The organism is Saccharothrix sp. (assembly GCF_031180885.1).
Classification (GTDB): Bacteria; Actinomycetota; Actinomycetes; order Mycobacteriales; family Pseudonocardiaceae; genus Actinosynnema.
The window spans coordinates 221,365-230,384 of record NZ_JAPSLK010000008.1 but is presented as its reverse complement, the minus strand read 5'-3'; the positions used below and the strand labels follow the sequence as shown (position 1 = coordinate 230,384).

At 70.9% G+C, this 9,020-nt stretch carries 11 protein-coding genes; 5 read left to right on the top strand and 6 right to left on the bottom strand.

The annotated features are described in order from the left end of the window. Nucleotides 1–308: 308 nt before the first annotated feature. On the bottom strand, nt 309–674 hold the full coding sequence (locus RIN75_RS14075) for a VOC family protein (protein WP_309112336.1): 366 nt from the start codon (nt 672–674) through the stop codon (nt 309–311). Between the two features lie 71 nt (nt 675–745). Between RIN75_RS14075 and RIN75_RS14070 the strand changes: the two genes are divergently transcribed. The 3 genes from RIN75_RS14070 (at nt 746) to RIN75_RS14060 (ending at nt 2,574) form a co-directional block, all read left to right on the top strand. After that, the gene (locus RIN75_RS14070; RefSeq protein WP_309112335.1) at nt 746–928 is read left to right on the top strand and encodes a CsbD family protein; all 183 of its coding nucleotides are present in this window, start codon (nt 746–748) and stop codon (nt 926–928) included. A 6-nt stretch (nt 929–934) separates the two neighbouring features. Then, nucleotides 935–1,549 carry a UdgX family uracil-DNA binding protein gene (locus RIN75_RS14065; protein ID WP_309112334.1) on the top strand — a complete coding sequence of 205 codons (615 nt, stop codon included), beginning with the start codon at nt 935–937 and terminating at the stop codon, nt 1,547–1,549. A gap of 296 nt (nt 1,550–1,845) precedes the next feature. Continuing rightward, nucleotides 1,846–2,574 carry a 3-oxoacyl-ACP reductase family protein gene (locus RIN75_RS14060; protein ID WP_309112333.1) on the top strand — a complete coding sequence of 243 codons (729 nt, stop codon included), beginning with the start codon at nt 1,846–1,848 and terminating at the stop codon, nt 2,572–2,574. Between the two features lie 50 nt (nt 2,575–2,624). On the opposite strand, the gene RIN75_RS14055 is transcribed toward RIN75_RS14060, so the two are convergent. Together RIN75_RS14055 and RIN75_RS14050 are read right to left on the bottom strand one after the other, a co-directional pair. Then, complete coding sequence (locus RIN75_RS14055; protein ID WP_309112332.1) at nt 2,625–3,140, bottom strand: lytic polysaccharide monooxygenase; 516 nt, start codon at nt 3,138–3,140, stop codon at nt 2,625–2,627. A gap of 195 nt (nt 3,141–3,335) precedes the next feature. Further along, entirely contained in the window at nt 3,336–3,770 is a 435-nt protein-coding gene (locus RIN75_RS14050; protein ID WP_309112331.1) for a hypothetical protein, read from the bottom strand. A gap of 118 nt (nt 3,771–3,888) precedes the next feature. Here RIN75_RS14050 and RIN75_RS14045 point away from each other — a divergent pair, with 118 nt between their 5' ends. After that, complete coding sequence (locus RIN75_RS14045; protein ID WP_309112330.1) at nt 3,889–4,617, top strand: methyltransferase domain-containing protein; 729 nt, start codon at nt 3,889–3,891, stop codon at nt 4,615–4,617. On the opposite strand, the gene RIN75_RS14040 is transcribed toward RIN75_RS14045, so the two are convergent. Then, nucleotides 4,614–5,186 carry a hypothetical protein gene (locus RIN75_RS14040; RefSeq protein WP_309112329.1) on the bottom strand — a complete coding sequence of 191 codons (573 nt, stop codon included), beginning with the start codon at nt 5,184–5,186 and terminating at the stop codon, nt 4,614–4,616. The genes RIN75_RS14045 and RIN75_RS14040 overlap by 4 nt on opposite strands. 49 nt (nt 5,187–5,235) lie before the next feature. Between RIN75_RS14040 and RIN75_RS14035 the strand changes: the two genes are divergently transcribed. Continuing rightward, nucleotides 5,236–6,282 (top strand): AI-2E family transporter, encoded by a 1,047-nt coding sequence (locus RIN75_RS14035; protein ID WP_309112328.1) that lies wholly within the window; start codon nt 5,236–5,238, stop codon nt 6,280–6,282. Here the strand turns inward: RIN75_RS14035 and RIN75_RS14030 are convergent. Continuing rightward, a complete protein-coding gene (locus RIN75_RS14030) occupies nt 6,277–7,698 on the bottom strand; it encodes an aldehyde dehydrogenase family protein (protein ID WP_309112327.1) in 1,422 nt (473 codons plus the stop codon). The two genes, RIN75_RS14035 and RIN75_RS14030, sit on opposite strands and share 6 nt — an antisense overlap. Further along, on the bottom strand, nt 7,695–8,981 hold the full coding sequence (gabT, locus tag RIN75_RS14025; protein ID WP_309112326.1) for a 4-aminobutyrate--2-oxoglutarate transaminase: 1,287 nt from the start codon (nt 8,979–8,981) through the stop codon (nt 7,695–7,697). Before gabT ends, RIN75_RS14030 begins: the two co-directional genes overlap by 4 nt. Nucleotides 8,982–9,020: the final 39 nt, after the last annotated feature.

Below are 9,020 nucleotides of genomic sequence, written 5' to 3'. Positions count from 1 at the left end.
GTACGGCCTGGGCGCAGCCCAACCACAGATTTCCGGGGTGTGCAATAAAAGTTTTGCGAGGTACGAGCAAAAGTTTTATTGCACACCCCGGAAATCTGTGGTTGCCTCTGGCAGGCCGTGCGGGGGGAACACGACGCTTTTCCTCCCCCCGGGGGCCTCCAGGCCCGCTTTTCATCTTGAGAGCGCGTCAGCGCGTCCGTCTTGAGAGCGCGAAGCGCGTCCAAAGTCCAGCGCGAAGCGTGTCCAAGGAGTCCGAGCGCGAAGCGCGTCCAAAGTCCCAGCGCGAAGCGCGTCGAAGCAGCGCAGCGTCAAGAGAGCGAAGAGGGAGGAAGGACGCAGAACTCGTTGCCGGCAGGGTCGGACAGGACCACCCACGGCAAAGCGGGGTCCTTGGAGATGACAGTGGCGCCGAAACCGACCAGGCGGGCGACCTCGGCATCTCGGTCCCGGTCGGCGACGACGTCCAGGTGGAGCCGGTTCTTGCCGACCTTCGGCTCGGGTACCGGTTGTAGGAGCAAGGTCGGGCCGTCGCCGGTCAGTTCCGTGTACTCCAGGCCCTTCGCATCGGTCCACGTTCTCGTCTCCCGGTAGCCGAGCGCCGCGCACCAGAAGGCGCGCAGGTCGGCGTGGTCGGGTGGGGTGTCGATGGCCACGGCGAGGATGCGGCTGGTCATGGTGTCGGTTTTCCCGGGGGTCGTGCTGGGTATGCGTGTTGTGGACCTGATGTCGACCGAAAGGGACCGTCATGGGTGCCGACGACAAGCTCAGCAACAAGGCCGAGGAGATGAAGGGCCGCGCCAAGGAAGCTCTCGGCGACGCCACGGACAACGAGCAGTGGCAGGCGGAGGGCAAGGCCGAACGGGCCAAGGGCGCGCTCAAGGAGGCCGGGGAGAAGGTCAAGGACGCCTTCCGGCCCAACGACCGCTGAACTTCGATGGCCGCGCGCAGCGCTGCACCGTTCGTGCCGGCAGGCGCGGACCTGGCGGCGCTGCGCGCCGCCGCGCGTCGGTGCGAGGGGTGTGACCTCTACAAGCCGGCCACCCAGACCGTGTTCGGGGCCGGGCCGCCCGACGCGCGGCTGATGCTGGTGGGCGAGCAGCCCGGGGACCAGGAGGACCGGGCGGGGGAGCCGTTCGTGGGGCCCGCGGGGAAGTTGTTGGACCGGGCGCTCGCCGAGGCCGACCTGCTGCGCGAAGGCGTGTACGTGACGAACGCGGTGAAGCACTTCAAGTTCGTGCCCGCGGAACGGGGCAAGCGGCGGATCCACAAGACGCCGGCGCGGGGCGAGGTCGTGGCCTGCCTGCCCTGGCTGCACGCCGAGTTGTCGGAGGTGCGGCCGGACCTGGTGGTGTGCCTGGGTGCGACGGCCGCGAAGGCGATCATGGGACCGGACTACAAGGTCACCGAACGGCGGGGCAAGGTCGAGCAGGCGCCGGACTTCCGGGTGATCAGCACGGTGCACCCCTCGGCGGTGCTGCGGGCGCCGGACCGGGACGAGGCGTACGCCGCCTTCCTGGCGGATCTGCGCACTGTGCGTGACCAGCTCTAGACGTGGAACGGCCCCCTGACCGCTTCCCGCGTGCGGGCCGAGCTGGACTGGGCTCGGGGTCAGAGGGCCGGGTGGCCGCCTGGTTTTCGCCAGGCCCACCCCTGAAGACGGGTAGGTCCTAGCGGACGGTCACCTCACGACGAGTCCTACGGCTACACAACTTCGGACCACCTCCTTCCTCGTGTACCGCGAACCTATGTGCTCCGCGGGAGGCGTCGCAACGGATTTCTTGATCCGCGAACGCGGTGTCCGATTGCCGCCGGACTTCGGACCCGGGGGTCGCCACGATCGTTTCCATGAACATCGAAGGCAAGGTCGCTCTGGTCACTGGTGGTAGCCGCGGCATCGGGGCGGCGGTGGCGCTCCGGCTCGCCCGGGAGGGCGCGGACGTCGCGTTGACCTACCGGAACGACGCGAGCGACGTCGTGGAGCGGATCAAGGAACTCGGGCGTCGGGTGGTGGCGGTCCGGGCGGACAGCGGGGACGCCGAGGCGGTGGCCGCGGCCGTGGACGAGGCGGCGGTGACGTTGGGGCGGCTGGACGTCCTGGTGAACAACGCGGGCGAGTTCATCGTGGGACCGGTGGAGGAGTTGGACGTCGAGGCGTTCGACCGGACGTTCGCGGTGAACGTGCGCGCCCCGTTCGCGGCGGTGAAGGCTGCCCTGCCGCACATGCGGGACGGCGGGCGGATCATCAGCATCGGCAGCAACGCGGCGGTGCGGGCGGTGTTCCCCGGGTTCTCCGTGTACTCGGCGAGCAAGTCCGCGCTGGTCGGCCTGACCAAGGCGCTGGGCCGGGAACTCGGGCCGCGCGGGATCACGGTGAACCTGGTGCACCCCGGCGCGACCGACACCGACCTGAACCCGGCGGACAGCCCGATGGCCGAGACCGTCAACGGGTTCACCGCGCTGGGCCGCTACGGCACGCCCGACGAGGTGGCCGCGGCGGTGGCGTACCTGGCGTCCGACGAGGCCCGTTACGTGACCGGGGCGGAGCTGAACGTGGACGGCGGGTTCACGGCCTAGCGGTGAAGTGGGGCCGTGCCCACAGGTTCGGCACGGCCCCACCTGCCCGCTCAGCCGACGTTGACGTCGATGCAGGCGTAGAAGGCGTTGGCGGTGTCGCCGATGTTCCAGATCGCCAGCACCTTCTGGCGGCCGGTCACACCCAGGTTCACGGTGTGCGAGACGGTCGAGGGCGGCTGCACGTTGCCGCCGTCGAAGTACCCGACCCGGCGGCTGCCGACGTAGTACTCGTAGCTGGCGGTGCGGTGGCGGGCGGTGAAGACCCAGTTGAACGTGACGGTCCGCCCGACGCTGGTGACCTTCCAGCCCTTGCTGTCGTTGTTGAGTTCCGCGAACCGCGCCACGCCGCCGTGGCAGCTGCGCAGGCCCTTCGGGCCTTCCACGCTCTGCGGTTCGTACTTGATGTCGCCGCACTGCACGAGACCCCGGGCGCACTGGGCCTGCCGGCTGGGCGGTGACGACACGTAGCCGTGGGCGAACGCTTGCGCCGTCGGCAGGGCGACGACGACCAGCGGCGCGGCGAGGACGCCGGCCGCCAACGCGGCGATCCTGCGGCGAAGTGCCATGGTCAGCTCCTTTCGGGTGGGGCGGAGACGTCGCTGGGCGCGCCCGACCCGGAAGCAGCCTGCGCCGCTCGGGCGGACGTTCACCCAACGCGGCGGCAGGTCTAGACCATACTCTCTGTGATTGCCCCGTGACAACCTTGGGATCGTAACCACCACATGCCTGACCGCAGACGACGATCCGGCGGAGGCGACGCGCTACACGGCGGACCGTGCCACCGGCCACCGGCCGCTGACCACGCGCCAGACGATGAACGCGCCGGCAAGGAGCCAGAGGCCTCCGACCACACCGTCCTCGAGCCTGGCCTCCTCGCTGCCCGGCACCACGTCGATCACCTCCGCGGCAAGCGACGCGATCGCTTCGATCACGTAGCGACCGACAACCGCGAACACGCACCCCAGGGCGATTCGCTTTGCGAGGGGCACGGGAAGGTGTCCGACCGCGTAAACCAAGACGGCGACGATCCCTGTGACGATCCCCCACCCACCGACGTCCGACAGTTCCGGCGCACCCGACCCGAACACACCACCGGCGCTGAAGTAAATGACGGTCTCCACCACGAGCAGCGCCCCGCCAACGGCGGTGAGCCCCGCCAATGCCCCGAGTACCGCTCGGCTGACCGTCGTGCTCATCGCTACCTCCGGTGGTGGGTACGACGGCAGAATGGGGGATACCGCACGGGACCGGTCCCGGAAGACGTTCGGCCGGACAGGACATCGGTGATCGGCTTCCCGTGCCAGCATGGGGTGCATGTCTGCGAATCTGGGGAGTGCCGACGTCGTGGCCAACGGCTACGACAGCTTCGGCGAGGCGTACGCGGTCGAGAACGAGAGCAGCCTGGTCAACGCGTACTACACGTTGCCCGCGATGGTGGACCTGGCCGGGGACGTGGCCGGTCGGCGCATCCTCGACGCCGGGTGCGGGTCGGGGCCGTTGTTCGCGGCGTTGCGTGAGCGGGGTGCGGTGGTGTCCGGTTTCGACGCCAGCACGACGATGGTGGAGGTGGCGCGGCGTCGGCTCGGGGCGGACGCGGACCTCCGGGTCGCGGACCTGGGGCGGCCGCTGCCGTACGGCGACGGCGAGTTCGACGACGTGGTCGCGGCGTTGGTGTTGCACTACCTGGAGGACTGGACCGGGCCGCTGGCGGAGTTGCGGCGCGTCCTGCGGCCCGGTGGGCGGCTCATCCTGGCGGTGAACCACCCCATCCTCTACAAGATGATCAACCCCTCGGCCGACTACTTCGCGACCGTCAAGTGGTCCGACGAGTACGCGTTCGCGGGGCAGAAGGCGGTGTTGGAGTACTGGCACCGGCCGCTGCACGCGATGACCGACGCCTTCACCGCGGCCGGTTTCCGGATCGCCGTCGTCAGCGAACCGCCGGCGGCCCCGGAGGCCCGTGAGGTGTTCGCGGAGGAAATGGCGCGGTTCCCGTCGGGGGCGTTCCTCAGCTTCCTGTTCTTCGTGCTGGAAGCGGCTTAGGCGCTCACCACCACGGCCAGGCAGCCGGTGGCGGGAGTGGTGTCGGGACCGTTGGGGTGCCAGGTGCCGAGTAGGAGGCTGGAGGCGTCCGGGAGTGCGTCTGGGGTGAGGATGCGGACCACTTCGATGGTTGCTCCGTCGGGTAGAGGGGCGCGCGGGAGGCCGCGGGCTTCGGCGGGGCCGACACCGGATCGGCCGGCGGGGTCGGAGACGCCGGCGGTGCGGACCAGGTCCAGGACGCAGGACTGCCAGGTGGGGTCGACCTCGGCGTCGTAGATCCAGCGGGTGCCCAGGACGCTGTGCTCCGGCGTCGCCAGGAGGGCATCGGGGCGGACGTCCGGCAGGGGAGCGCCCCGGTAGGTGAGGGGGACGTGGTAGAGGTCGGTGCCGTCGGACACCAGGTGGGACTCCATGCCGACCTCGCCCTCCGGGTCCTCCAGGCGGTAGAAGCCGACGGGGCGGAGTTCTGGGGTCTCAGGGCCGCGGTACCAGGGTTGCCGGGCGATCCACGGTGGGAGGAAGTCGCGGAAGCCGGGGGTCAGTGTCGCACCGGGATGGATCTTCGCCACCGCGTCACGGTACCCGGTGGGGCGGGGGAAATGGCCCTAGGCTTCCGGCATGGAGTTGCCCAGGGGACTTGTGGTGTTGCTCGGGGCTGCCGCCGCGGTGGTCGTCGGGGCCGGGATCATGGCGCTGTCCTGGTTGATCGGTCCCGTGTTCCTCGCGCTCACCCTGGTGATCGCGGTCAGCCCGGTGCACTCCTGGTTGCGGCGCAAGGGGTTGCCCACCTGGGTCGCGGCCACGGCACTGGTGCTGGGGGTCTACGCGATCCTGCTGTCCCTGGTCGTGGTGCTGGTGGTGTCGGTGGCGCAGTTGGCCACTCAGCTGCCGCGGTACGCGGACCGCGCCCGTGCGCTCGCCGACTCCGTGGTGGGGCAACTGGCCCGGTTCGGGGTCGGGGTGGACGAGTTGCGGCAGGTCGCCGACAGCCTGGACATCGGCCGGGTGGCCGGGGTGCTGGGCACGGTGCTCAGCGGGGTCGGCGGGTTGGCGTCCAACATCGTGTTCTTGTTGTCGCTGTTGGTGTTCCTGTCGGTGGACGCGGGTAGTGCGGGCGCGCGGATGGCGTTGATCGCCAAGGATCGGCCGGAGGTGGCCGAAGCACTGGGGAGGTTCGCCTCGGCCACCCGCAAGTACCTCGTCGTGTCCACTGTGTTCGGGTTGATCGTGGCGGTCCTGGACGGCGTGGCGCTGGCGATCATGGGCATCCCGCTGCCGATCCTGTGGGCGCTGCTGGCGTTCATCACCAACTACATCCCCAACGTGGGGTTCGTGCTGGGCCTGGTGCCCCCGGTGCTGCTGGCTCTGCTGGAAAGCGGCTGGGAACTGGCGTTGTGGGTGATCGTGGTCTACAGCGTGCTGAACTTCGTGGTGCAGACCCTGATCCAGCCCCGGTTCGTGGGCGACTCGGTGGGCTTGTCGACCACGGTCACCTTCCTGACGCTGCTGTTCTGGGCGTGGCTGATCGGGCCGCTGGGCGCGATCCTGGCGATCCCGCTGACCCTGCTGGCCAAGTTGCTGCTGGTGGACGTCGACCCGAAAGCCCGGTGGGCCGACGCCTTCCTCACCTCGAAACCGGCGCTGCCGGCGAAACCCCCGTCATAGCTCCAGACCGGTCAGCACCAGCACGCGCTGCTCGGTCAGGTCGTCCATCGCCGCCCGCACGCCCTCGCGGCCGGTTCCGGACTCCTTCACCCCGCCGTACGGCATCTGGTCGGCGCGGAAGCTCGGCACGTCGCCGATGATCACCCCGCCCACCGCCAGCCGCGCCGACGCCTTGAACGCCAGGCGCACGTCGTGGGTGAAGAGCCCGGCCTGCAAACCGAAACGGGACGCGTTCACGCGCTCGAACGCCTCCTCCACGGAGTCGACCGGAGCCAGGACGACGACCGGCCCGAAGACCTCCTCGTCCACCACCTTGCACCCCTCCGGCACGTCGGCCAGCACGGTCGGCGCGTACACGGCACCCTCGCGCGTGCCGCCGGTCAGGACCCGCGCCCCGGCCTCGACGGCCTCGGACACCCACGCCTCGACCCGCTCCGCCGCCGCCTCGTTGATCAGCGGACCGACGTCGGTGGCCGGGTCCTGCGGCGCGCCCGTCCCCAGCTTGCGAACATGCGCCACAACGGAATCCGCCACCGCGTCGTACACGTCCCGGTGCACGTACACGCGCTGCACGGAAATGCACGACTGCCCGCCCTGGTACATGGCGAAGGTCGCGATCCGCTGCGCCGCCCAGTCCAGGTCCATCCAATCAGGACAGACGATGGCCGCCGCGTTGCCGCCCAGTTCCAGCACGACGTGCTTGCGCGGCACCGTTTCCAGGATCGAGTACCCGACGGGGCCCGAGCCGGTGAACGACACCACCGGCAGGCGGGGGTCGGTGACCAGGGCGCCGGCTGACGAGTTGGGCACCGGCAGCACCGACCACGAACCGGCGGGCAGGTCGGTCTCCGCCAACAGGGAACCGAGCAGCAGCGCCACCAACGGCGTCGCGGGCGCGGGCTTGACGATGATCGGCGCGCCCACCGCGATCGCCGGTGCGACCTTGTGCGCCACCAGGTTCAGCGGGAAGTTGAACGGCGAGATGCCCAGCACCGGACCCCGGGGAGCGCGCCGCACCAGCGCCAGCCGGCCGGTCGCGCCGGGGTCGGTGTCCAGCCGCTGGAGGTCGCCGGAGAACCGCCGCGCCTCCTCGGCCGCCCACCGGAACGTGGACACCGCCCGGTTGACCTCGATCCGGGACCACTTCACCGGCTTGCCCGACTCGGCGGTGATCAGCTCCGCCACCTCGTCCGCCCGCTCGGCCAGCCGCCGCGACACGTGGTCCAGCGCCGCCGCGCGGGCGTGCGCGGGCAGCACCGCGAACTCCGGCGCCACCGCGTGGGCCGCCGCGACCGCGCGCTCCACGTCCTCCGGCGTGGCCCACGAGGTGGTGCCGGCCAGCGCGCCGTCGTGCGGCCTCCGCACCTCCACCAGGTCCCCGCTCGACGCGGCCCGCCCGGCTACCCAGTAGTTCATCGTGCGACTCCTCCGGCGATGGCCCGCTCCAGCACGGCGACCCCCTCGGCCAGCAGGTCGTCCGGGATGACCAGGGGTGGCAGCAGGCGCAGGACGTTTCCGAACGTCCCGCACGTCAGGACTACCACGCCCGCCGCGTGGCACGCCGCCGCCACCCGCGCCGCCACGGCGGGCGTGCGCTCGGCGAACTCCACGGCCAGCATCGCGCCCCGCCCGCGCACCTCGCCCGCCGAGCCCAGCGCGGCCCGCAACCGGGGCACGGCGAACTCCTCGATGCGGCGCGCGGCGGCGTTGAGGTCCTTCTCCACCATGGTGTGGATGGCGCCCAGCGCGGCGGCGCACGCGACCGGGTTGCCACCGTACGTGCCGCCCAGCCCGCCGACGTGCACGGCGTCCATCAGCTCCGCGCGCCCGGTGACGCCGGCCAGCGGCAGGCCGCCCGCGATGCCCTTGGCGGTGGTGACCAGGTCGGGCACGATGTCCTCGTGGTCGCTGGCGAACCACGAGCCGGTGCGGCAGAACCCGGTCTGGATCTCGTCGGCCACCAGCAGCACGTCCCGGTCCCGGCACCACGTGGCCAGGGCGGGCAGGAACCCGGGCGCGGGCACGATGAACCCGCCCTCGCCCTGGATCGGCTCGATCACCACGCACGCCGTGTTGTCCGCACCGACCTGCTTCTCGATGGCCTCGACCGCCCGCGCGGCGGCCTCCTCACCGGAAAGCCCGTCGCGCGACGGGTAGGACGCCGGCACCCGGTACACCTCGGGCGCGAACGGCCCGAAGCCGTGCTTGTAGGGCATGTTCTTCGCGGTCAGCGCCATGGTCAGGTTGGTGCGCCCGTGGTAGCCGTGGTCGAACACCACGACCGCCTGGCGGCCGGTGGCGTGCCGGGCGACCTTCACCGCGTTCTCCACGGCCTCCGCGCCCGAGTTGAACAGCGCCGACCGCTTCTCGTGCGCGCCGGGCGTGAGGTCGTTGAGCCGCTCGCACACCTCCACGTACCCCTCGTACGGGGTGACCATGAAGCACGTGTGGCTGAACCGGTCGATCTGCCGGTGCACGGCCTCGGCCACCCGCGGCGCCGGGTTGCCCACGCCGGTGACCGCGATGCCCGAGGCCAGGTCGATGAGCCGGTTGCCGTCCACGTCGACCAGCAGCCCGTCCTCGGCGTGGTCGACGAACACCGGCAGGGTCGAGCCGACGGCCGCCGACACCGCGCCCTTGCGCCGGGCGGTCAGCTCCTGGGAGCGGGGGCCGGGGATCTGGGTGAGCAGTCGGGTCATGGTTCGAGCATCGGGGGTCCACGGGCCTGCCGCACAGTG

What these genes read in the sequence shown, in the direction of transcription:
- RIN75_RS14050 (WP_309112331.1), bottom strand. Translation starts at nt 3,770, where the DNA reads ATGAGCACGACGGTCAGCCGAGCGGTACTCGGGGCATTGGCGGGGCTC.
- RIN75_RS14030 (WP_309112327.1), bottom strand. Translation starts at nt 7,698, where the DNA reads ATGAACTACTGGGTAGCCGGGCGGGCCGCGTCGAGCGGGGACCTGGTG.
- RIN75_RS14075 (WP_309112336.1), bottom strand. Translation starts at nt 674, where the DNA reads ATGACCAGCCGCATCCTCGCCGTGGCCATCGACACCCCACCCGACCAC.
- RIN75_RS14070 (WP_309112335.1), top strand. Translation starts at nt 746, where the DNA reads ATGGGTGCCGACGACAAGCTCAGCAACAAGGCCGAGGAGATGAAGGGC.
- RIN75_RS14035 (WP_309112328.1), top strand. Translation starts at nt 5,236, where the DNA reads ATGGAGTTGCCCAGGGGACTTGTGGTGTTGCTCGGGGCTGCCGCCGCG.
- gabT (WP_309112326.1), bottom strand. Translation starts at nt 8,981, where the DNA reads ATGACCCGACTGCTCACCCAGATCCCCGGCCCCCGCTCCCAGGAGCTG.
- RIN75_RS14060 (WP_309112333.1), top strand. Translation starts at nt 1,846, where the DNA reads ATGAACATCGAAGGCAAGGTCGCTCTGGTCACTGGTGGTAGCCGCGGC.
- RIN75_RS14065 (WP_309112334.1), top strand. Translation starts at nt 935, where the DNA reads ATGGCCGCGCGCAGCGCTGCACCGTTCGTGCCGGCAGGCGCGGACCTG.
- RIN75_RS14045 (WP_309112330.1), top strand. Translation starts at nt 3,889, where the DNA reads ATGTCTGCGAATCTGGGGAGTGCCGACGTCGTGGCCAACGGCTACGAC.
- RIN75_RS14055 (WP_309112332.1), bottom strand. Translation starts at nt 3,140, where the DNA reads ATGGCACTTCGCCGCAGGATCGCCGCGTTGGCGGCCGGCGTCCTCGCC.